Origin of the sequence: Haloferax sp. S2CR25, assembly GCF_031624535.1 — an archaeon.
Lineage (GTDB): Archaea > Halobacteriota > Halobacteria > Halobacteriales > Haloferacaceae > Haloferax > Haloferax massiliensis.
The window spans coordinates 16,573-37,042 of sequence record NZ_JAMQOO010000004.1 but is presented as its reverse complement, the minus strand read 5'-3'; the positions used below and the strand labels follow the sequence as shown (position 1 = coordinate 37,042).

Below are 20,470 nucleotides of genomic sequence, written 5' to 3'. Positions count from 1 at the left end.
GGTGGCCCCGTCATGGGATAAGAAGCTCCGGTCAACCGTCGGCGGGCGGGCCGGCGGGCCCGCTCTGCGAGACCGTCGAGACGGAACCGGTCGACTCGGTCGACTCGGTCGGCGTCGACGTGACCGTCGGGGAGGTGCCGTTTTCCGCGGCGGTCGCGTTCCCCGCGAGGTACGGCATGGGCGTCGGCGAGGTCGTGAGCACGACCGCCGAGTTACCCCTGATGACCGTGACGGTGTAGGGCGCTGACGGCGAGACAGTCCAGATCGTCCCGTCGGACCCGGTGTGGCCCAACAGCGTGCTCTCCTGAGTGGCTTCGAGTCCGATCGTGACGTTCGCGTCGACCGGGTCGCCCGACTCGCTTTCGTTCAACCCGATGCGAAGCGGTCCACCGGGATAGGTCCGGTCCACGGTGAGCGCCAGCCCGTCTCTGACCCCGGTGGCGCTGTCCCGGGCCGTAATCGATTCGAGGGGGCGCGTCTGCGACTCCTTGAACACTCGTCCGGTTCCGGCGTCGACGTACGCGGTCAACTGACCGTCCCTGTAGTTGATGCGTACGCGGTGGCTGTCGCCGGCACTGATGACGTTGGTCCCGTTCTGCGCGGCGCGGCTTGAGTAGATCGTCGGGTAGTCCTCCGCGACGATGTCGAGCGCCTCCTCGTAGGAGACCGTGTTCTGGTCGCGGTTGCGGAGGTCCGCGCGGTAGGCCTCGCGGACGTACTCGCCGTCGGTCACGACACTGAGAACGACCCCGGTCTCGCTCGTCCGCACGGAGAACCGCGCGGGGTCGGACTGGCCGGTCACGACCGAGACGGCGTGCCTCCGAACCGGGCCGGTGAACGTATCGAGTTCGCGTTCGAGCGCCGCGAGCCGCCCGGAGCTAATCGAGAAGTCCGGCGTCTCGGTCGTGATATCCCGGAGGGCGACGCGCCGCTCGTCGAGTTCTCGCGCCTCGGCGTCGATTCGCGCGAGTTCGATGAGGAGGTCTCGCGCGGTGATGTCGTCGGCGTTGAACCGTTCGATAGCGGAGCGCTGCGCGCTCTGGAGCGCAATCGCGCGCTGCTCGATGCTGTTTAGTTCGTCGAGGATGAGCTGTTGTCGCGTGCTGTCGTCGGTCGCGGACTCGATGCGCTCGATGGACGCGCCCGTCTGAATCTGGCCGCCGGCCCTGAGTGCGGAGAAGTCGAGGGACGGACCGAGGTCGACGTGGTGGGCTTCGACCGTCGACCGAACCAGCGCCGACGACGGGACGTCGAGGACGTGCGTCGTCTCGTTGGTCGGCGACTCGACCTGTGCGGACACCTCCCCGTCGGGAGCCATCGAGCGAGTCGAACCGTCGGCGGGACCGACCGCGCCGAGCACCGGCGACGCCACGAGGAGCATGACGACGACGAGCGGGAGGGCCTTCATCGCCGTGAGGGTACACGGCGGCGGTACTAAAATGACCCTCTTGACGCTGTCGGCGTCGGCGACGGCGGGAGAGCGCATCTCGGCGGCGTCTGACACTGTTGAATCGATGGAAAGCGTTTTCATCGCCGGATGAAACGGATTTACGTATGCGGAGCGCCGCCCTCATCGTTGCCCTCCTCACCATCGTCGCCGGCGTCGCAGCACCGGTGGCGGCCACAGACGCGGCTGCTGCCGGTGCGCAGAGCGCGGACACGGTCGTCGGCGTCTCCGCCGTGGACACGCGCGCGGGCGCGGACAAGACAACCGCTTTCGGGCGTCCGTCGGTCGTCGCCCAGCAGACGAGTCTCGAACGGTCGCCGCAGACGGAAATCTCGATTCGACTGCGTGCCGACCGCTCCGCAGACTGGCGAATCGAGATGCGCTACGAGCTCGACACGCGAAACGAGACCGCGGCGTTCGAGGAGTACGCACAGGAGTACGAACAAGGAACCACCGACGTCGGTCCCGACGAAGCGTTCTTCGGACGCGTCAGTCAGATGGCCGCCGAGCAGGCCGGCCGGTCGATGACGGTTCAGAACGCGACGACGAGGGGATACGTCGAAAACGGGACCGGCGTCCTCGTGTTGACGTTCACCTGGACCAACTTCCTAGAACAGACCGACGAAGGGCTGCGCCTCGGCGACGCCCTGTCGGCCGATGACGGCGAGACGTGGCTCACGTCGCTTCGGTCGAATCAGAACCTCACGATTCAGACGCCGCCCGGACACGCCGTCAGCGACACGGAGCTTCCCCTGGAGAACAACGCCGTCGTCGTCGAGGGGCCGCGGACCTTCGAGTCGACCGACCAGTTGACCGTGGCGTACGTCTCGACGGGCACGGACCAGGGTGTCCCGTGGGCGCTCGTCGGCGGCGGTGCCGTCATCCTCGCGGTGGCCGTTGCGGGCGTCGTCCTGTTCACCCGGCGGCGGCCGAGCGGGACGGAGCCGGCCGGAACGTCGGTGAGCCCCGAGCCGCGACAGGAGTCGGTGTCGGAGCCGACCGACGAGCCAGCGCCGGACGACGGCGACGGCGAGGAGTCCGACGACGACGTCGACCTCGACCTGCTCTCGGACGAAGAGCGGGTCGAACTCCTCTTGGAACGGAGCGGCGGGCGGATGAAGCAGGCGAACATCGTCAAGGAGACCGGCTGGTCCGACGCCAAGGTCTCACAGCTCCTGTCGGCGATGGCCGACGAGGAACGCGTCGAGAAGCTTCGGCTCGGCCGCGAGAACCTCATCTCGCTTCCCGACGAGGACGAGGACGACGAAGCGGAGTAATCGAACGACTGCGGTGCGGACGGCCGCGGTGCGAAAACGTTTATTCGCCCCGGTCGGTAGTGAACGTTGATGAAAGTTCTCGTAACCGTCAAGGAGGTCGCCGAGGTCGAAGAGGACTTCGAGCTCGACGGGCTCAGCGTGGCGGACCAGTACCTCGACTACGACCTCAACGAGTGGGACGAGTACGCGGTCGAGGAAGCCGTCCAAATCTCCGAGGAGAGCGACGACGACGTGGAGGTCGTCGCCGTCACCATCGGTCCCGAGCGGTCCGAAGAGACCATCCGGATGGCGCTCGCCAAGGGCGTCGACCGCGCGGTCCGGGTGTGGGACGACGCGCTCGACGGCGTGGACCTGCTCGACGTGGGCGCGAAGACGCGCCTCCTCTCGGCGGTCGTCGAGGACGAGGACCCCGACCTCGTCCTGACGGGCGTGCAGGCGAACGACGACAGCTTCGGCGCGACCGGCGTCTCGCTCGCCTCGGCCATCGACTTCGAGTGGGCCGCGGTCGTGAACGCCCTCGACCTCGACGCAGAGGGCGGCGTGGCGAGCGTCCGCCGCGAACTCGAAGGCGGCGTGGAGGAGCTCACCGAAGTCGACCTCCCCGCGGTCCTCACCATCCAGACGGGTATCAACGAGCCGCGGTACGCGAGCCTGCGCGGGATTCGACAGGCTCAGTCGAAGGAGATCAAACCGCTCGCGCTCTCCGACCTCGGTCTCGACGCCGCGGCGGTCGAGTCCGACCTCGTCCTGACCGACGTGTACGAGCCGGAGACCGAGTCCGACGCGACCTACTTCGAGGGCGACGCCGGGGAGCAGGCCGCCGACCTTGCGACCGTCCTCCGCGAGAAGGGGGTGGGCGCGCAATGAGCGACGTGCTCGCCGTCGTCGAGCACCGCCGCGGAAGCCTCCGCGACGTGTCGTTCGAACTCGTGACCGCCGGGGCCGACCTCGTCGGCGACACCGGCGGCGACCTCCACCTCGCGGTCGTCGGCGGCGACGTGGACGCCTTCGCCGAGGAGCTCTCGCTCGCCGGCGTTGACGCGATTCACACCGTCGCCGAGGGCGACGAGTTCAACCACGACGTGTCCGTACAGGCCGTCGAAGCGCTCGCCGGGGAGCTCGACCCCACGTACGTCCTCATGGGCAACACGGTCAACGGCCTCGACTACGCCCCCGCGGTCGCGGAGCGCCTCGACCGCCCGCTCGTGACCGACGCCATCGACCTCCGGAACGACGGCGGCCTCGTCGTCACCCGCGAGATGTACGCCTCGAAGGTCGAATCGACCGTCGAGGTCGACGCCGACCGCGCCGCGGTCACCGTCCGACCCGGCGAGTGGGACGCCGCCGAGGAGCCGGGCGAGCCCGCCGTCGAGGCGTTCTCGTTCGACCTCGACGAGTCTCGCGTGCGCTCGCGCGTGACCGGCTTCGAGGAGGTCGGAAGCGGCGACGTGGACATCACCGACGCAGACGTGCTCGTCTCCGTCGGCCGCGGTATCGAAGAAGAGGAGAACATCGAACTCGTGCAGGAACTCGCCGACGCGCTCGGCGCGACGCTGTCGTCGTCGCGGCCCATCGTCGACAACGGCTGGCTCCCGAAGGACCGACAGGTCGGCCAGTCCGGGAAGGTCGTCACGCCCAAGTTCTACATCGCAATCGGCATCTCCGGCGCGGTCCAGCACGTCGCCGGGATGAAGGGTGCGGAGAACATCGTCGCCATCAACACCGACCCGGACGCGCCCATCTTCGACATCGCCGACTACGGCATCGTCGGCGACCTCTTCGAGGTCGTGCCGGAACTCATCGAGCAGTTCGAGTAACCACCTCCCGTTTTTGGTCCAGCTTTTCCCGGACGCGAACTCGTGAGCGTTCGGGAAAAGGTGGTTGCAGGTCGTGCCGGAACTCATCGAGCAGTTCGAATAGAACCGTTTGCGCTGCGGGCGGCCTGAAGCCGCCCTCGGCAACCGCGTCACCAAAAACGCGCCTCGCTCACGGTACGTACCCAAGACAGCGTGGACGAGCAGAGCGTCGGCTGAGGGGAGCCTGAACGGGCGCACAATCACGACCCACTCGGTAGGTCAAAAACGGCCGCCAACGGCGGTTCCCGCGCTCGGTTTCTCCAAATCCGGTACGTACTTCCCTACCCAACCCTACGAACCGACAATGGAATACCTGGAGCGCCGGGTCACGATGGTAAACGACCGCCTTGAGGAGGTCGTCTCGGCGGTCGAGCCGTCGGAGCTCGCCGACCAACTCGACCACGTCGCTCTCGCGGGGGGCAAGCGCGTCCGCCCCGCCGTGACCATCCTCGCCTGCGAGGCCGTCGGTGGCACCCCCGAGGACGCCGTCGACTTCGCGGTCGGCGTCGAACTCGTCCACAACGCCTCGCTCGTCGTCGACGACATCATCGACCGGTCCGACATCCGCCGCGGCACGCCGAGCGCGTGGGCCGAGTACGGCTACGGGCCGGCCATCATCGCCTCCGACGGCCTGCTCGGCGAGGCGTTCGCCCTCCTGTCGTCGTCCGACCGCGCCACCCGCATCGTCGCCGAGTCGATGGTCGAACTCGGCGAGGGCGAGGCGACCGAACTGGTCGCGGTCCCCGGCAACGAATCCGAGTACATGCAACTCGCCCACCGAAAGACGGGCGCGCTGTTCCGCGCCGCGGCCGAACTCGGCGCGGTCGCCGCGGGCGGCGACGCACACGTCGTCGAGTCGTTCGGCGACTACGCGGCCCGCGTCGGCGTCGCCTTCCAGATTCGCGACGACGTGCTCGACGCCACCGCGGACGCGGAAGAACTCGGCAAGCCGACGGGGCAGGACGCCGAGATGGGCCGACCGTCGCTCGTGCAGGTGACGGACCTGACCCCCGAAGAAGCGAACCGCAGGGCCCGAAAGCAGGCCGACGAGGCGCTTTCGGCCCTCGACGCCTCGGGCGTCGACGACTCCGAACCGCTGGAGTATCTCCGCGACCTCGCGGAGTTCGTCATCGTGCGCGAGAGCTGAGGAGTCTGGTTCGAGTTCCGAACTGACGATGTCGACACAGACAGCCCCGAGCGGCGCGACCGCCCGCGACTGCTTACGCCGGTTGCTCGCTTTCGCCGTCGGAACCGGTCGGGTACCGGGACTCGGCCACCGCGAACGTGAGCGTGCTCAGCACGCCGAGGAGCGTGCCGACCGTGAGCGCGACGGCGAGGCCTGGGAGGTAGAACTTCCGGACCCCGGCGACCCCCTCGGGGAGGAAGAAACCGGACAGCGCGTACAGTACGATGGCGATGGCGAACACGTAGAACGGCGCGTTGAGGTAGCGCCACTTGAATCGGTCGTGGAGGTACTCGTCTGTGACCTGTCCGAGACTGCTCGTGATGCCGGCGGCGGCGAACCACTCGACCGCGCCGTGGACGAGCGTGGCGAGGATGAGCCCCGGAGCGGGGTCGCCCGCGACGCTCTCGGAGACGGTTTCGAGGAGTTCCACCCCGCGGACGCCGCCGACGACGAGGAGCGCCGCGGCCGCGACGTAGGTGATGATGGTGACGCGGCCGGCGTAGAGGACGTTCCGCGCGCGGTTTGCCGCCTCGTCGACCGCCGATTCGAGGCCGAGGCCGCGGAACAGCGTGTACAGGCCGAGGAGCGCCGAGATGAGGCCGAGGACGACCGCGCCGGGCACGTCGAAGAAACTGGCGATGGTGACGAAGGGGTAGATGAGAAGCAGGATGCCGAGCGGGACGAGGATGGTCCCGCGGGTCTCGGGGTCGGCGAGCACCTGCTTCATCGTGTAGTACATCGATTCGAGGTTCTGGGCCTGCCTGACGACGACCCGACGGACCCCGTCGATGGGGACGCGCGAGCGGATGACCGGGAGGACGGACTCGTCCTGTGCGCCGTCGGTGATGACGATGGCGTGGACCGGCTCGCCGGTCGAGAGGCTCGCGAGAACGGTGTCTATCTCGTCGCCGATGGCGCGGTTCGCCTTCACGTCGCTGCCTTCTAACCCGGTGACCGCCGCGACCTCGACTTCCTCGTCCTCCGATTCGAGCAGTTCGTCGTGGACCTGAATGCCCTGAAAGAGGACGTTCACGTCGGAGTCCTCCGGGTCCGCGGTGGCCAGCGCCACCGCGGCCTCCTCGACGCGCTGTCGACCGACGACGGGCGTCGACAGCCCCGTCTTGCGGCCGAGGTCGTCGTCGAGGTCGACACAGAGGACCAAGAGCATCGTTGACTCCTATGCCACGGGGATATATCTGCTTTCGGGGGCGCGGTCGCGGTGGCGCGGTCCGTCGGTCTCGCGGAGCGAGCGGGCGACCGCCGCGACGCTGTCGCGACCCCCTCGCGGGCCGCGGCCAGTCACGCCATCTCGCCGGCCTCGCCGACGGGGTCGAAAAGCACCTCGAAGCGCGCACCGGTCGCGCCGTCGACGGCCCGGATCGCCCAGCCGTGGGAGTCGGCGATCTGCCGGACGATACCGAGCCCGAGTCCGGTTCCGTCGCCGTCTTTGGTCGAAAAGCCCGAGTCGAAGACGCGGTCGCGGATCGACGGCGGGATGCCGGGGCCGTTGTCCTCGACGAAGAAGCCGCGGTGCGACGGGAGCGCGCCGACGCGAATCACGAGGTCCGAGTCGTCGCCGGTCGCGTCGGTGCGACCGCCCCGAGCGTGTTGGAGCGCGTTCCGAAACAGGTTCTCGAAGAGGCGCGTCGCCCGGCTCTCGTCGGCTTCGACCACCGGGAGCTCGCCGATTTCACAGCGGACGTGGTCGACGTTCGACGAGCACATCTCCCAGCCGGTGGCCGCGGAATCGGCCAGCGAGATCTCCGACGCGTCGAAGACGGAACGCTCGTCGCGGGCGAGAGAGAGCACGTCTTCGACCACGTCGGCGATGCGGCGGTGAGCGCGCTCGACGTGGTCGAGGTGGGAGTCGTCGTCGAGTTCGCGGGCGAGTTCGAGCCGGCCCTGTGCGACCGCCAGCGGCCCGCGGATGTCGTGCGAGAGGACGCGGGCGAAGGCGTCGAGCCGGGCGTTCTGCTGGGCGAGTTCGCGCTCGTGACTGATGCGTTCCGTGAGGTCGGAGACCACGCCGATGATGTTCGTCACGTCGCCGTGCTCGTCGAGGAGCGGGACCGCGCGGGCGTTCGCCCAGCGGATGGTGTCGCTTCCCTCGGGGAGGAATCTGAACTCGAACTCGTACTGCTCGTCGGCGACACCGTCTCGGATGTCGGCGAACATCTCGTCGATGGCCCGTCTCAGTTGGTCGCGGTCGTCGACGTGGATGAGGTCGAGGAACGAAAACGGGTCCTCGTAGAGCAGCGACACGTCTCGTCCCCAGGCGTCTTCGAACTGGTCGTTGATGTAGATGACGTCGAACTCGGTCGGCTCCGAGATGAACACCATATCCGGGAGCGACGAGATGATCTGTCTGGTGAGGCGCTCGGAGCGCCTGAGGAGCCGTTCGGACTCCAGTCGGGCCGTGACGTCCATCGCGGTCCCGACGACGACCGGCTCGCCGTCGACCGTCGTCCGCTGGCCGGTGATTTCCAGCGTGGTCAGGTCGCCGGCGTTGTCGCGGATGCGGACGGTGTACGACATCGATTCGACGCTCCCGTGCGACCGGTCCCTCAGGCTCTCGTCGACGATGGCGCGGTCTTCCTCGACGATGAAGTCGGTGATAGGTCGGTCGACCACCTCGTCTGTGTCGTAGCCGAGCAGGTTCGAGAGGTACTCGTTGACGAACTCGACTCGACCGTCTCGAATCACGTACAAGCCGACGAGCGACTGGTCGGCGATGACCCGGACCCACTCGTGCAGTTCGTCGAGTTCGGTCGACTGGCGGGCCGCGACGCTCGCCTTCGAGATGCGGTGCGCGAGGACCGCGAACTGGGCGTCGGTCGACCGCTTGTCCACCACGTCGGTGACGCCGGCGGCGAACGCTTCGCTGACCACGTCCTCGGAGTCGAGTCGGGTGAACAGAATCACCGGCGGCGGGTTCGGCGACTCGCGGACGCTGAGCAGGGTGTCGAGGCCGGCGGTGCCGTCGAACTCGAACTCGGTGACGATACAGTCGAACGGCGATTCGGCGTGCGCCTCAAGCGCCGCCGTCGGGTCGGCGACCGCCGCGACGTCGAGGTTGTCGCAGTCGTCGAGCGCCGCTACCGTGTCCGCGACGGCCTCGGTGTCGTCGACGATGAGGACCCGAACCGGACCCTCAGCGCGGGTGACGGGACCGAGAGACATGGCGTACTGTCAGACACATACAACAATAACCGTACCGGCGAGCGGGAGGAGCTCCGGACGAAGTCGGACGCCTTTTGGCGATGCGCCAAGTACAGTTCCGTAATCGAATGATCTCGAAGGGATGCGAGCAGTGCGCCATGGGCGGGAAGATGGTGCTGTTCGTCTACGGGTACTGCGACCAGCGCGATTGTTTCTACTGCCCGCTCGGCGAGAATCGCAAGAACGTCACCGACGTGTACGCCAACGAGCGGAAAGTCGAGTCCGACGCGGACGTCATCGAGGAGGCGAAACGCATGGACGCGCTCGGGTCGTCCATCACCGGCGGCGAGCCGCAGGAGGCGCTCGACAAGACCTGCCGTTACATCTCGCTTCTCAAAGACGAGTTCGGCGAGGACCACCACATCCACCTCTATACGGGTATCACGGGCGGGCGCGAGAACATGCGCCGCCTCGCCGAGGCCGGCCTCGACGAGATTCGCTTCCACCCGCCGCTCGAACTCTGGGGTGACATGCACGGCACCGAGTGGGAGGACATCCTCTACATCGCCCGCGAGGAGGGCCTCACCCCGGCGTTCGAGATTCCGGGCATCCGCGCGGAGCGGGAGTTCCTCGACTTCCTCGACGAGGGGGCCGCCGAGTTCTGCAACATCAACGAGTTCGAGATGTCCGACGGCAACTACCGCCGGATGCAGGAGAAGGGCTACGAACTGCAGGACGGCCACATGTCGGCGGTCGACGGCTCGAAGGAGGCCATCCTCGACGAGATGGGCGACCACGAGCGCGTCTACTTCTGTACCTCCGTGTTCAAGGACGCCGCCCAGCACAGAAACCGCCTGAAGCGCATGGCTCGCAACCTCCGCCGGCCCTTCGACGAGGTGACCGACGACGGCACGCTCGTCTACGGGAAGACCTACACCCCCGCCGAGCGCTTCATCGAACTCGGCGTCCCCGACGAGTTCTACAGCATCAAGTCGAACCACGTCGAGGTCGCGTGGTGGCTCCTCGAAGAGATGATCGAAGACGGCGACGTCGACGACGGCGAAATCGTCGAGCAGTACCCGACCTACGACGGTACCGTGGTCGAGCGGACGCCGTTAGCCTGAGTACCGGCGTTTTTGGTCCAGATTTTTGCGGAGTGAGCGAATGCGAACTCCGGAAAAAGGTGGGATGGAACCGTGGTCGAGCGGACGCCGTTAGCCTGAGTACCGGCGTTTTTCGTTCGGGGTTTTGCGCGACCGTCACGACCGATAGCGGCGGTTCGGTGTCCGGGTTCTCGCGAGCGCGACGAACAGACTCGGCGTGAGCGCCGCGACCACGGCCGCGGCAGTCGTCGGCCCGAGGGGGAGACGCATTGCGACGCCGATGCCCGCGACCGCGACGCCGACGAACACGCCCGCGGCGACGCCGGCGCGCTGTTGGCGATGGGTCGGTCGAAAGCCGCGGGCGTCGGCGTAGAGCGCCCCCGAGAGCCCGAGGACGAATCCGAGAAGCGCGCTCGTCGTCCCGAGGCGCGGGGCGAGCGCGAGGAACGCCGCGCCGACGACCGCACAGCAGGCGAGCGACGCGACCGGTGAAAGCGGGTTCACGCCCGCGCCGAAGCGGACCGCGTAGGCGACGGGGGGAAGCGACACCACGACGGCGGCGAAAAGCCCGTCGAGCGGTTCGACCGTCGCGCGTTCGAGGACGGCGGTCGCCGCGGTCAGGAGTCCGATGGCCGCGCCGAGGCCGAGGACGACTCGGGGTGGCAACGCCTCCGAGGGGTCGTCCGACCGGAGGACGCCGAAGGCGGCGAAGGGGTAACAGACGACGGCGCCGAAGAGAAGCGGGCGAAACAGCGCCCCCGAGAGGACCGCCGCGGAGACGGTCGCAGAGAGGCCGAGGAAGACGCCGATGAGGAGCGCGAACTCGGGGACGCGTTCTGCCATACCGCGGAGTTCGAGCGCGCGACGGAAAGCGTTTCGGCGGCCGGCGGGCTACCCGCAAGCGTTTAGAGTGCCCCTAGTGTACCTCCCCGCATGTCCGACTGTCCACTCGCGGACGACTGCCCGAGCTTCTCAGAACGAATCGCGGGCATGGGGTGTCAGTACTACAGCGACCGGGGCGGGGCGGAGTGGTGCGACCACTACGAACGGCCCATCTCCGAGCTCAAACAACAGCCGGTCAAGCCGGGCGAGGAGGTCATCGTCACCGTCGAGGACATCCACGAGAGCGGTGCCGGCGTCGGTCGGACCGAAGACGGTTTCATCGTCTTCGTCGACGGGCTCCTGCCTGACGCGCGCGCCGTCGTCCGAATCGACCAGGTGAAAGGGAGCCATGCCCGCGCGAAGAAGATCGTCGAGCGCCTGCCGATGGACCCCGACGCCGAGGATATCGAATCGGGTGAAACCGCGGACGCCGACGCCGAATCGACGGGGAGCGGTCGCGACGGCCCGAAGCGCCCCGAGGCGCTCGGGAGCCGAGACAACTTCTGGGGCGAGTAACGCCGAGTCGTCGGCGGCGTCCCGTGGACAGTCAGCCTGCTGTATCTTTTTTCACCCCCGAGACCTACCCCGAGGTATGAGCGACGCCGGACGCGACGACGAGACGGTCCCCGACGTAGACCAACTCCTCGACAGGGCGGGATTCGACCCGGAAACGAGCGTGCTCACCCGGAGGCAGGCGGAGGTGCTCGCGCTGCGCGAGCGGGGGGTCCGACAGTCGACCATCGCCGACTTCCTCGGCACCTCGCGTGCGAACGTCTCCAGCATCGAGGCCAGCGCCCGCGCCAACGTCGAGAAGGCCCGCGAGACGGTGACGTTCGTCGACGCGCTCACCGCGCCTGTCCGCGTCGAGGTCCCCGCCGGGAGCGACCTCTACGACGTGCCCAAGCAGGTGTACGACGCCTGCGACGAGGCGGGCGTGAAGGTGAACCAGACCGCGCCGGACCTGATGAAAATCGTCTCTGACGCCGCCGGCGACGCGGTGGAGGGACGAGAAATCAAAGAACAGCTCTTCGTCGGCGTCACGAGCGACGGGCGCGTCCGGGTCCGCCGGCACGCCGACGGCGTCTGAGCCGCGCCCGAGGAGCGCGGCGTCCGTCCCGCCTGTCGCGTCTCCGAGCCCAGCGGCTCGGTTCACCACACGTCGTGCCGCGAGGCCCACGCTTTTGCTCGCGGCGGCCGTCGCCTCTCGCATGGAACTCGGACTCGACGGCGACACGGTCGTCGTCACGGCGAGTTCGGCCGGCCTCGGGCGCGCGAGCGCCGAAGCGCTGGCCGACGAAGGAGCGAACGTCGTCGTCTGCGGGCGCGACTCAGAGCGCCTCGCGGCGACCGAATCGGAACTGGGCGACCTCGACGGCGACGTGCTCGGCGTCGAGACGGACATCACGAGCAAGCACGACGTCGAGGCGCTGGTCGAGGCGGCCGTCGAGGAGTTCGGCGGCGTCGACCACGTCGTCACCTCGGCCGGCGGCGTGCCGCCGGGCGGGTTCGCCGACCTGACCGAACAGGAGTGGTACGGCGCGTTCGACATGCTCGTCATGAGCGCCGTCTGGACCGTGCGGGCGGCGCGACCGCACCTCGAAGCGAGCGACGCGGGCACGATTACCTGCATCACCTCCACGTCGGTCAGGGAGGTCATCGACGACCTCATCCTCTCGAACGCGGTCCGCCGCGGCGTCATCGGCCTCGTGAAGTCGCTGTCGCGCGAACTCGCGCCGGGCGTGCGGGTGAACGCGGTGCTGCCGGGCGCGCACGAGACGAGCCGCATCGAGGAACTGGTGGAGGCGGCCGTCGAGCGCGGCGACCACGACACCTACGAGGAGGGACTGAACTCGTGGTCCGACGGGATTCCGCTGGGCCGCGTCGGCGACCCGCGCGAACTCGGCGACGTGGTCGCGTTCCTCGCCAGCGACCGCGCGAGTTTCGTCAGCGGAGCGTGCGTTCCGGTCGACGGCGGGCGACTGCGGAGCGCCTGAGCCCCGCCGGTCACGGCGCGATTTTTGAGGGGGACACCGACGCCGCCACGTCCCCGTGAACCCGCGACCTGAGCGCGAGGTGCGAGATTCCCACGAGGAGCAGGCCGGCAAAGTACGCGAGAAGCGCCGCACCGACGAGACCGGCGTTTAGGTCGATGCCGGCGACCGACGGAACGTTGCCGCCGTAACGCTCCCAAGCCACGGGGCGCGTCGAAATCACGGCGAAACAGCCGTAGGCCACGACGCCGAGCGCGAGTTGAAACAGGTGCGGAACGTCGGCCAGCGACAGTCGCCCTCCCCTCCCACGCTCGTCGCCGAAGACGCCGCCGCGGACGCGTTCGTGTCTGAACGGGGAGTCCGACGACCCCGCGAGCGCCGCCTCGATGACCGCGAGGTGCTTCGCCACGAAGAGCATCTGGTTGTGAGTGAGAATCACCTCGACGAACACGAGACCGATGAGAATCGGGACCATCCCGAGATACACGAGGTGGCCGGCGTAGAGCGCGTAGCCGATGACGGCGGCGATGGCGGCCATCAGGCCCTGAATCCGCCTACCCTGTTGGTCGATGAGGTCCTGTTTTTCGCTCTGGAGGCACTCGTACTGCGTCAGTAACTGCTCGACGCGCTGCCGTCGGTTCGGGAGGTAACGGTCACTCATACTGTCAATCCGGCTGAACTACGCGGAAAAGAACGGTTCGGTCAGAACATCTCTTTCCGCTTCAGCCGCGAGACGACCTCGCGGACTCTCTGCGCTTGTTCCTTCGGCACGACGAGCACGCGGTCGTCCCACGCGACGACCGCGAGGTCGGAGACGCCGACGAGCGAGACGTTCGCGCCGTCGGTGGCGACCACGTTGTCCGCGGCGTCGACGAACACCGGGTCGTCGCCGAGCGCGACGTTGCCGTCCCCGTCGGCGTCGACGATGCGTTCGAGGGCATCCCACGAGCCGAGGTCGTCCCACTCGAAGCCGACCGGGACGACCGCCGCGTCGGCGGCGCGCTCCATCACCGCGTAGTCGACGCTGACGGCCTCGACCGCCGCGAAGCCGGCGTCCGTGTCGCCGTCGTCGAGCGCGTCGAGGAGGGGGGAAAGCGGCGAGTCGCGCGCGGCGGAAAACAGCGCCTCGGGCGTCCACGCGAACATCCCGGCGTTCCAGAGGTAGCCCTCGTCGACGTAGCGGGCGGCCGTCTCGGCGTCCGGTTTCTCGTGGAACGCGGCGAGGTCGCGGTAGTCGCCGCGGTCCGCGCCGGGTTCGATGTAGCCGTAGCCGGTGTCCGGACGGGTGGGTTCGACGCCGAAGGCGACGAGCGAGCCGGTGTCGGCGGCGACGCGCGCGCCGCGGGTCATCGCCTCGGCGAAGCCGTCGCCGACGTGGTGGTCGCTCGGGAGGACGACGACGACCGGGTCGTCGTACAGCTCGGCGATTCGGTGGGTCGCGTAGGCGAGCGCCGGGCCGGTGTCCTTGGCCGCGGGTTCGACCACCACCTCGGCGTCGGGGGCGTGGTCGGGGACGTCGTCGGCGAACGCGGGGCGCGTCGAGACGACGACGTGGTCGGCGAAGTCGGCGCGGGCGACGGTCTCGGCGAGGAGGGAGCGGTCGCCGCCGAGCGGGAGGAACTGCTTGGGCCGGTCGCTCCGGCTCGCGGGGTACAGGCGGGTGCCGGTGCCGCCGGCGAGGACGAGCGCGACGAGTGGTCGGTCCATACGTCCCGGTGGCGCTACAGCCCCAAAACCGTACCACGTCGCCGGCGGCGTCGCCGACCGCGTCGCCGACAGCATCGCCTACCACGTCTCGACTATCCCCTCGCGGATGTCCTCGACGCAGCCCTGGCAGTCGGGGTGGTCGGGGTCGAAACAGGCGGGGCGACCCTTCCGGTCGACGGCGACGGCGCGGCGCTCGGCGTGGCGGCGACAGACGAGTTTCGCGCGGCCCTCGCCGTCCCGCGGGAGCGAGTGCGCCGGCGACGAGTCGCGGCCGTCCCGATAGGCGCGTTTGACCTCCTCGTAGCGCTTGCCGGCGTTTCGAGCGGCGCTTCGAATGATGCTTTCGAGGCGGTCGTCCATGGTGTCGAATGCGTCCCCGTGGCTATCAATTCCTCGCTCGGTGCGACGGTTCCGCCGCGCGCTCGGGCGTGACGTTCACTTTCACTGCGGGGTTTGCAACTTTTTATATGAGTACGCATCCAAGCTCAGTATGCCTCCCAATGGAAACCAAGGTGGAGGCGAGGTAGACCATGACTGATTTGCGAACCCACGCGGCTGAGATAGCCGACCAGTTCTCGGACCATTTAGACGTGTCCGCGGACGAAGTCGAAGAACGTTTAGAGAGCCTCGTCACCGAGTACCGCGTCCCCGTCGACGAAGCGCGGCGGAGCGTCGTCAACAGTTACCTCGACGAGGCCGGTATCGAGCGCGACGAGCTCGCCGGCGGCTCCGGCGGGAACGAACAGACCCTGCTCAACGACATCGACCAAGACGAGCAGTGGGTCGACGTGCGCGCGAAGGTCGTCGAACTCTGGGAACCCCGGAGCGAGTCCGTCGCGCAGGTCGGCCTGCTCGGCGACGACTCCGGGCGGATGAAGTTCATCGCCTTCACCACGTCCGAACTCCCCGAACTCGAAGAGGGGAAGTCGTACGCGCTCGGCAACGTCGTCACAGACGAGTACCAGGGCAACTTCTCCGTGAAGCTCAACCGGACGACGAGCATCACCGAACTCGACGAGGAGATCGAAGTCGGCGACGACTCGACCAGCGTCGAGGGCGCGCTCGTGGACATCCAGTCCGGAAGCGGCCTCATCAAGCGCTGTCCCGAGGAGGGCTGTACGCGCGTCCTCCAGAACGGGCGCTGTTCCGAACACGGCAGCGTCGAAGGCGAGTTCGACCTCCGCATCAAGGCCGTCGTCGACGACGGCGACGAGGTCCACGAAGTCATCTTCAACAGGGAGATGACCGAGGAGCTGACCGGTATCGAACTGGACGAGGCGAAGCAGATGGCCATGGACGCCCTCGACACCACCATCGTCGAAGAGGAGATGCGCGGTGACCTCGTGGGGTTCTACTACCGCGTCACCGGCCCGACGCTGGGTCGGTACGTGCTCGCCAACGAAGTCGAGCGGCTGCGCGAGCCGGCGGACGCAGAAGAACTGCTCATCAAAGCGAGGTCGATGTAAATGAGTTCCAACGAAATCCCCACCCGAGAGGTCGCCCGGCGCGTCTTCGCACAGGAGTTCAACGACGCCGGTTACACGTTCAAAGAGTCGGACGACGAGCGCGCGCCCGTCTACCTGTTGCTCCCGACGGGCGAGAGCGCCAACCGCGTCTTCCTCGTCGGCACGCTGACCGAGAAGGAAGACGTCGGCGAGGACAACGAGTACTGGCGCGGTCGCATCGTCGACCCGACGGGGACGTTCTTCGTCTACGCCGGCCAGTACCAGCCCGAGGCCGCCAGCGCGCTGCGCGACCTCGACGCGCCCGCCTACGTCGCGGTCGTCGGCAAGCCGCGGACCTACGAGACCGACGACGGCAGTATCAACGTCTCCGTCCGCCCCGAGTCCATCACCGAGGTCGACGCGGCCACGCGCGACCGCTGGGTGACCGAGACCGCGGACAAGACGCTCGACCGCATCGCGGCGTTCGACGACGAGGGCGACGAGTACGCGCGGATGGCCCGCGAGCACTACGACCTCGACCCCGAGGAGTACAAACGCGCCGCCATCGCCGCGCTCGAAAGCCTCGAACAGGCCGACGAACTGAGCGCGTAAGCGAGCGACTCGCCCGCGAGCCGGCGCATAGGCGGGATGCGAACCGGCCGTCAGACCGGCCGCCGAACACACCCGCCACCGAAACGACGGCCGATTTCCACCGTCACACGCCCCTTTTTACGACGACTCACGACGCCGAGACCCCTCGTCTGACGAACCATTAAGTGGCCTCACCACGGACCGAGGAATATCATGGGCAACAAGAACAAGACCATCTCGTTTCGCGTCAACGAAGACGCGTTCGAGACCCTTCGGGAGATCGCCGAGGAGCGGGACATCTCCCTGTCCGCCGTCTTCCGCGACTACGTGGACACGTTAGTTGCCCACGACGGTCAGGTACAGGTCGTCCCGAAACACGAACTCGAAAAGATGCGCGAGGGCGAAGAGGAGTCGTTCCCGCCGACCGTGGAGGTTCCCAAGAGCTTCATCCGCGAACACGAGCGCCTCGAACTGGAGGCCGAACACCTCCGCGAACAGCTCGAAGAACACAAAGGCTACGTGAACTACCTGCGCGAGCAGGTCGAAAACGACCACGACGACGTCGAGGAGGTCATCCAACTGGAGGACCTCGACACGGGCGACGAGCCGTCGTTCCGCCTCGGCTAAGCGCTCTCCAGTCCGCTTCGGCGTCCGCTCGTACCGATTCGGTTCAGCGAGGACCGACGAGGTCCTGCTTCGCCCGCCGGGCGTCGTCCTGCATCTCCCTGTTGCCTTCTACGTCCGCGAGCGCCTCGACCGATTCGAGCGTCCGGACCGAGTCGTCGAGAAACGAGAGCACGTCGCCGGGGTAGGCGTACACCATGTAGTCGTCGCTCATCACGTCCACGATGGCGTCGGGGCCGAGACCCTGTGCGCGGAGTTCGAGCAGGTACTCGATGAACTGGCGCTCGGGGTAGCCGGTGTAGATGTCGTCGGAGTTCTCGCAGTCGAGGAAGTCCTGCGCGAAGTCGAGCAGGCGGTCGCGGGTGGCGTCGTCCACCTTGGCGAGCCCCTCGCCGGAGTAGAGGATTTCGAGGGTCGCACCGCTGAAGACGCGCTTGGGGATGTTCGTATCCAGTTGCGAGACGATCTGGCGGTGGTTTTTGAGATAGATCTTGTCCGTGATAGCCACTGCTACCCGCGACTTCGAGCCACCGCGGCAAAAGCGTCCCGCTCGCCGACGCGGAGTGGTCGATGGGCGCGACCTCTGTTACGTACTGTCATTCCGGGACCGTAGCGTAACGTATTTTAGTCGTAGCGGATTAGGAAGGGTTGCAACGTGTCCGGGTTGGGGTAGTGGACTATCCTTCAGCCTTGTGGAGGCTGAGACGCGGGTTCAATTCTCGCACCTGGACCTCTTCTCTAAATTTCGACCGGTGAGCACCGCGTCGCGTGCGCGAAGCGCCTCGAACCTCCCACCAGACCCAAGTGTGTCATAGACAAACATACCAGATGGGATGAGAACCCAACTCCGCGCGGACAACTCGGTGTTCGACCGCATCCGCGACGCGATACTCAACCGCGGCGACCCGGAGGACAACGAAGACCCCGTCGGTCCCACGGTACCGACCGGGTGACGACTCGGTTGCGCACGGTCGCCGCCGGCCCTTCTCACTTTTCCGCACTCACACCGAGAGCGACCGTTCCGAAGCGGCGGGACTTCGGCCGTCGCCGACAACCCGAAGAGAACGCCGGAAACGAGCACGTCTTTCCTTCGGGAGCCTAACTACCCCGCCATGCAGGTCGCCATCCTCACCGTCGGCAACGAACTGCTGGCGGGGGACATCGAGAACACGAACGCGACGTGGTTGGCCAGACGGCTCACCGAGGGCGGGGCGACGGTGGCGCGGATTCAGACGGTCCCCGACGACCACGGGGTCATCGCCGAGACGGTCGCCGACTGGGCGGCCGCCTTCGACGCGGTCCTCGTCACCGGCGGTCTCGGCGGGACGCCGGACGACATCACGATGGAGGCCGTCGCCGCCGGCCTCGACCGAGCGTTCGTCGTCGACGACGACGCCGAAACGCAGGTCGAAGCGACCATCGCGGCGATTCTCGAACGCCGGCCGGACATCGACTTCGACCTCGAACCGGAGTGGTACGCGTCGATGCCCGCCGACGCCGAGGTGCTCCCGAACGAGGAGGGCCTCGCACCCGGCTGTCGGGCGGGGAACGTCTACGTCTTGCCGGGCATCCCCACGGAGATGAAGCCGATGTTCGAGTCCATCGCCGAGCGGTTCGCCGGCGACGTTCGGTCGCGGGAGGTCTACGCCGACGCGCCGGAGGGGGCCGTCGCCCGCGAACTCGGCGTCGTCGCCGAGCGGTTCGGCGTGGGCGTCGGGAGCTACCCCAACAGCGGCGGGCCGACGCGAATCAAACTCACCGGCGGCGACCCGGCGGCCCTCGACGAGGCGATGGCGTGGTTCCGGTCGAACGCGACGGTCGACCTCTACGAGAGCGAAGCGGCGGTCGAGGCGGCGCGCGAGGAGGAGGCAGGCGGCGAAGAACGAAGTCGAATCGGCCGCGACGACGGGAGGCTGGGCGGCTCCGACGGCGAGTGAGAGGGGCTCAGCGGAGCTGTGCGAGTCCGGCGTCGGAGCGCGGCATGGCGTCGAGCGACCCGCGACTGCGGATGATGTTGAAGGCGGTGACGAGGTCCGACCGAGAGACGAGCCCGACGAGTTCGCCCGCCTCGTCGACGACCGGGAGGCGGCCCACGCCGCGTTCCTGCATGAGGGCGATGGCGTCCATCGCGTCGGCGTCGGGGGTGATGGTCGCCAGTTCGTCGCTCATGATGTCGTCCACGCGGAAGGCGTCGCGTTCGACCTCCTTGACGCCGCGGGCGTCGTCGAGGGTGACCATGCCGACGAGGTCGCCGTTTCTGAGGACCGGGTAGCCCGTGTGGCGCTCGACGAACATGCGTTCGAGGAGTTCGGCGACCGACGTCCTCTCGTCGACCACGTCGAGGTTCTCGCGGGCGGTCATGATGTCGCGGACGACCACGTCCTGAAACGTCGCCTTGAGGACGGTCTGTTGAGCCTCGCCGGACGCGCCCATGTAGATGAAGAAGGCGAGCGCGACGAGGAACAGGTTGAAAAAGAGGCCGAACAGGCCGAGCAGGAACGCGAACACCTTGCCGACCTCGGCGGCCATCTGCGTCGCTTTCGCGTGCGGGCGGTTCCGCGCGAGGAGCGCCCGGAGGACGCGCCCGCCGTCCATCGGGAAACCGGGGAGCATGTTGAACACGGCGAGCGAGACGTTCACCAGCGCGAGGTAGCCGAGGACGAACTGCGCGGGAGCCTGCGACTCGGGGAGCAACAGGAAGCCGGCGTAGGAGACGACGCCGATGGCGACCGAGACGAGCGGGCCGGCGACGGCGATGGTGAACTCCTGTTTCCAGTCCTCGGGAATCTCCTTGAACCGGGCGACGCCGCCGAAGAGCCAGAGCGTGATGGACTCGATTTCGTAACCGTAGCGCATGGCGACGAGCGAGTGGCCGAACTCGTGGAGCAGAACGCCGGCGAACAGGCCGATGGCGGCCGCGCTCCCGAGCACCCACTGCATCGACCCCGCGGAGATGGCCGCGCCGTCGATGCTCGCGCCGAAGAGGTCGTTGACGATGAGCGCGAGATTCGTCACGTCCGAGCCGATGAGCCACGCGAAAAGCGGGAGAACGATGAGGAACGTGAGGTCCAACTTTATCGGGATGCCGAAGACGCTACCGATGCGGATTCCTCGCATACCCGTAGTAACCCCGGAGGGGCCTTAAGCAGTCAGGGCGGGGAGACGGGGAAATGCTTACGCGGGCAGGCAATCCACGGAGAGA

The 20,470-nt window shown here is 67.7% G+C and carries 21 protein-coding genes and 1 tRNA gene; 13 read left to right on the top strand and 9 right to left on the bottom strand.

What is annotated here, in order from left to right:
• Positions 1-31: 31 nt before the first annotated feature.
• Entirely contained in the window at positions 32-1,408 is a 1,377-nt protein-coding gene (locus NDI65_RS11040) for a hypothetical protein (protein WP_089779678.1), read from the bottom strand.
• 146 nt (positions 1,409-1,554) lie between these two features.
• Here NDI65_RS11040 and NDI65_RS11035 point away from each other — a divergent pair, with 146 nt between their 5' ends.
• From NDI65_RS11035 to NDI65_RS11020, 4 genes are all read left to right on the top strand, one after another.
• Complete coding sequence (locus NDI65_RS11035; RefSeq protein ID WP_089779680.1) at positions 1,555-2,724, top strand: hypothetical protein; 1,170 nt, start codon at positions 1,555-1,557, stop codon at positions 2,722-2,724.
• 69 nt (positions 2,725-2,793) lie between these two features.
• On the top strand, positions 2,794-3,591 hold the full coding sequence (locus tag NDI65_RS11030; protein WP_089779682.1) for an electron transfer flavoprotein subunit beta/FixA family protein: 798 nt from the start codon (positions 2,794-2,796) through the stop codon (positions 3,589-3,591).
• Positions 3,588-4,541, top strand: coding sequence for an electron transfer flavoprotein subunit alpha/FixB family protein (locus tag NDI65_RS11025; RefSeq protein WP_089779685.1), 954 nt, complete (start codon positions 3,588-3,590; stop codon positions 4,539-4,541). The genes NDI65_RS11030 and NDI65_RS11025 overlap by 4 nt, the downstream gene beginning before the upstream one ends.
• A gap of 343 nt (positions 4,542-4,884) precedes the next feature.
• Positions 4,885-5,727: a polyprenyl synthetase family protein gene (locus NDI65_RS11020; RefSeq protein WP_089779687.1), complete on the top strand. Its 843-nt coding sequence runs from the start codon at positions 4,885-4,887 to the stop codon at positions 5,725-5,727.
• Positions 5,728-5,800: 73 nt separating this feature from the next.
• Here the strand turns inward: NDI65_RS11020 and NDI65_RS11015 are convergent, their stop codons facing one another.
• Both NDI65_RS11015 and NDI65_RS11010 read right to left on the bottom strand, forming a co-directional pair.
• Positions 5,801-6,934 (bottom strand): DUF373 family protein, encoded by a 1,134-nt coding sequence (locus NDI65_RS11015; RefSeq protein WP_089779689.1) that lies wholly within the window; start codon positions 6,932-6,934, stop codon positions 5,801-5,803.
• Positions 6,935-7,065: 131 nt separating this feature from the next.
• Complete coding sequence (locus tag NDI65_RS11010) at positions 7,066-8,946, bottom strand: PAS domain S-box protein (RefSeq protein WP_089779691.1); 1,881 nt, start codon at positions 8,944-8,946, stop codon at positions 7,066-7,068.
• A 107-nt stretch (positions 8,947-9,053) separates the two neighbouring features.
• Here NDI65_RS11010 and NDI65_RS11005 point away from each other — a divergent pair, with 107 nt between their 5' ends.
• A complete protein-coding gene (locus NDI65_RS11005; protein WP_049904989.1) occupies positions 9,054-10,049 on the top strand; it encodes a radical SAM protein in 996 nt (331 codons plus the stop codon).
• A 135-nt stretch (positions 10,050-10,184) separates the two neighbouring features.
• Here NDI65_RS11005 and NDI65_RS11000 read toward each other — a convergent pair whose 3' ends face one another.
• Positions 10,185-10,871, bottom strand: a complete 687-nt coding sequence (locus NDI65_RS11000; RefSeq protein ID WP_089779693.1) for a hypothetical protein — start codon at positions 10,869-10,871, stop codon at positions 10,185-10,187.
• A gap of 90 nt (positions 10,872-10,961) precedes the next feature.
• Between NDI65_RS11000 and NDI65_RS10995 the strand changes: the two genes are divergently transcribed.
• The 3 genes from NDI65_RS10995 (at position 10,962) to NDI65_RS10985 (ending at position 12,904) form a co-directional block, all read left to right on the top strand.
• Positions 10,962-11,426, top strand: a complete 465-nt coding sequence (locus NDI65_RS10995; protein ID WP_089779695.1) for a TRAM domain-containing protein — start codon at positions 10,962-10,964, stop codon at positions 11,424-11,426.
• Between the two features lie 76 nt (positions 11,427-11,502).
• Positions 11,503-11,997, top strand: a complete 495-nt coding sequence (locus NDI65_RS10990; protein WP_089779697.1) for a Tfx family DNA-binding protein — start codon at positions 11,503-11,505, stop codon at positions 11,995-11,997.
• A gap of 121 nt (positions 11,998-12,118) precedes the next feature.
• A complete protein-coding gene (locus NDI65_RS10985; RefSeq protein ID WP_089779699.1) occupies positions 12,119-12,904 on the top strand; it encodes an SDR family oxidoreductase in 786 nt (261 codons plus the stop codon).
• Positions 12,905-12,914: 10 nt separating this feature from the next.
• On the opposite strand, the gene NDI65_RS10980 is transcribed toward NDI65_RS10985, so the two are convergent.
• The 3 genes from NDI65_RS10980 to NDI65_RS10970 all read right to left on the bottom strand — a co-directional run bounded on the left by NDI65_RS10980 (position 12,915) and on the right by NDI65_RS10970 (position 14,968).
• Positions 12,915-13,562 (bottom strand): hypothetical protein, encoded by a 648-nt coding sequence (locus NDI65_RS10980; RefSeq protein WP_089779701.1) that lies wholly within the window; start codon positions 13,560-13,562, stop codon positions 12,915-12,917.
• A gap of 41 nt (positions 13,563-13,603) precedes the next feature.
• Positions 13,604-14,608, bottom strand: a complete 1,005-nt coding sequence (locus NDI65_RS10975; RefSeq protein ID WP_089779702.1) for a sugar phosphate nucleotidyltransferase — start codon at positions 14,606-14,608, stop codon at positions 13,604-13,606.
• Between the two features lie 78 nt (positions 14,609-14,686).
• Positions 14,687-14,968, bottom strand: a complete 282-nt coding sequence (locus NDI65_RS10970) for a hypothetical protein (RefSeq protein WP_089779704.1) — start codon at positions 14,966-14,968, stop codon at positions 14,687-14,689.
• A 170-nt stretch (positions 14,969-15,138) separates the two neighbouring features.
• On the opposite strand from NDI65_RS10970, the gene NDI65_RS10965 reads away from it, so the two are divergent.
• The 3 genes from NDI65_RS10965 to NDI65_RS10955 all read left to right on the top strand — a co-directional run bounded on the left by NDI65_RS10965 (position 15,139) and on the right by NDI65_RS10955 (position 17,271).
• Positions 15,139-16,074, top strand: coding sequence for a replication factor A (locus NDI65_RS10965; protein ID WP_089779706.1), 936 nt, complete (start codon positions 15,139-15,141; stop codon positions 16,072-16,074).
• A complete protein-coding gene (locus tag NDI65_RS10960) occupies positions 16,075-16,665 on the top strand; it encodes an RPA family protein (RefSeq protein ID WP_004969002.1) in 591 nt (196 codons plus the stop codon).
• Between the two features lie 192 nt (positions 16,666-16,857).
• A complete protein-coding gene (locus NDI65_RS10955) occupies positions 16,858-17,271 on the top strand; it encodes a ribbon-helix-helix protein, CopG family (protein WP_089779708.1) in 414 nt (137 codons plus the stop codon).
• 43 nt (positions 17,272-17,314) lie between these two features.
• On the opposite strand, the gene NDI65_RS10950 is transcribed toward NDI65_RS10955, so the two are convergent.
• Complete coding sequence (locus tag NDI65_RS10950) at positions 17,315-17,776, bottom strand: DUF5814 domain-containing protein (protein WP_089779710.1); 462 nt, start codon at positions 17,774-17,776, stop codon at positions 17,315-17,317.
• Between the two features lie 150 nt (positions 17,777-17,926).
• Between NDI65_RS10950 and NDI65_RS10945 the strand changes: the two genes are divergently transcribed.
• Together NDI65_RS10945 and NDI65_RS10940 are read left to right on the top strand one after the other, a co-directional pair.
• Positions 17,927-17,999: transfer RNA gene (locus NDI65_RS10945), tRNA-His, on the top strand.
• A gap of 381 nt (positions 18,000-18,380) precedes the next feature.
• A complete protein-coding gene (locus tag NDI65_RS10940; RefSeq protein ID WP_089779712.1) occupies positions 18,381-19,205 on the top strand; it encodes a molybdopterin-binding protein in 825 nt (274 codons plus the stop codon).
• 7 nt (positions 19,206-19,212) lie between these two features.
• On the opposite strand, the gene NDI65_RS10935 is transcribed toward NDI65_RS10940, so the two are convergent.
• Positions 19,213-20,385 carry a M50 family metallopeptidase gene (locus NDI65_RS10935; RefSeq protein WP_089779713.1) on the bottom strand — a complete coding sequence of 391 codons (1,173 nt, stop codon included), beginning with the start codon at positions 20,383-20,385 and terminating at the stop codon, positions 19,213-19,215.
• Positions 20,386-20,470 lie beyond the last annotated feature (85 nt).

Excerpts from the sequence above, each read along its gene's own strand:
- NDI65_RS11000 (WP_089779693.1), bottom strand. The coding sequence starts at position 10,871 with ATGGCAGAACGCGTCCCCGAGTTCGCGCTCCTCATCGGCGTCTTCCTC.
- NDI65_RS10940 (WP_089779712.1), top strand. The coding sequence starts at position 18,381 with ATGCAGGTCGCCATCCTCACCGTCGGCAACGAACTGCTGGCGGGGGAC.
- NDI65_RS11040 (WP_089779678.1), bottom strand. The coding sequence starts at position 1,408 with ATGAAGGCCCTCCCGCTCGTCGTCGTCATGCTCCTCGTGGCGTCGCCG.
- NDI65_RS11015 (WP_089779689.1), bottom strand. The coding sequence starts at position 6,934 with ATGCTCTTGGTCCTCTGTGTCGACCTCGACGACGACCTCGGCCGCAAG.
- NDI65_RS11025 (WP_089779685.1), top strand. The coding sequence starts at position 3,588 with ATGAGCGACGTGCTCGCCGTCGTCGAGCACCGCCGCGGAAGCCTCCGC.
- NDI65_RS11020 (WP_089779687.1), top strand. The coding sequence starts at position 4,885 with ATGGAATACCTGGAGCGCCGGGTCACGATGGTAAACGACCGCCTTGAG.
- NDI65_RS10995 (WP_089779695.1), top strand. The coding sequence starts at position 10,962 with ATGTCCGACTGTCCACTCGCGGACGACTGCCCGAGCTTCTCAGAACGA.
- NDI65_RS10985 (WP_089779699.1), top strand. The coding sequence starts at position 12,119 with ATGGAACTCGGACTCGACGGCGACACGGTCGTCGTCACGGCGAGTTCG.
- NDI65_RS10980 (WP_089779701.1), bottom strand. The coding sequence starts at position 13,562 with ATGAGTGACCGTTACCTCCCGAACCGACGGCAGCGCGTCGAGCAGTTA.
- NDI65_RS11005 (WP_049904989.1), top strand. The coding sequence starts at position 9,054 with ATGATCTCGAAGGGATGCGAGCAGTGCGCCATGGGCGGGAAGATGGTG.
- NDI65_RS10970 (WP_089779704.1), bottom strand. The coding sequence starts at position 14,968 with ATGGACGACCGCCTCGAAAGCATCATTCGAAGCGCCGCTCGAAACGCC.
- NDI65_RS10955 (WP_089779708.1), top strand. The coding sequence starts at position 16,858 with ATGGGCAACAAGAACAAGACCATCTCGTTTCGCGTCAACGAAGACGCG.
- NDI65_RS11035 (WP_089779680.1), top strand. The coding sequence starts at position 1,555 with ATGCGGAGCGCCGCCCTCATCGTTGCCCTCCTCACCATCGTCGCCGGC.
- NDI65_RS10965 (WP_089779706.1), top strand. The coding sequence starts at position 15,139 with ATGACTGATTTGCGAACCCACGCGGCTGAGATAGCCGACCAGTTCTCG.
- NDI65_RS10990 (WP_089779697.1), top strand. The coding sequence starts at position 11,503 with ATGAGCGACGCCGGACGCGACGACGAGACGGTCCCCGACGTAGACCAA.
- NDI65_RS11010 (WP_089779691.1), bottom strand. The coding sequence starts at position 8,946 with ATGTCTCTCGGTCCCGTCACCCGCGCTGAGGGTCCGGTTCGGGTCCTC.
- NDI65_RS11030 (WP_089779682.1), top strand. The coding sequence starts at position 2,794 with ATGAAAGTTCTCGTAACCGTCAAGGAGGTCGCCGAGGTCGAAGAGGAC.
- NDI65_RS10975 (WP_089779702.1), bottom strand. The coding sequence starts at position 14,608 with ATGGACCGACCACTCGTCGCGCTCGTCCTCGCCGGCGGCACCGGCACC.
- NDI65_RS10960 (WP_004969002.1), top strand. The coding sequence starts at position 16,075 with ATGAGTTCCAACGAAATCCCCACCCGAGAGGTCGCCCGGCGCGTCTTC.
- NDI65_RS10935 (WP_089779713.1), bottom strand. The coding sequence starts at position 20,385 with ATGCGAGGAATCCGCATCGGTAGCGTCTTCGGCATCCCGATAAAGTTG.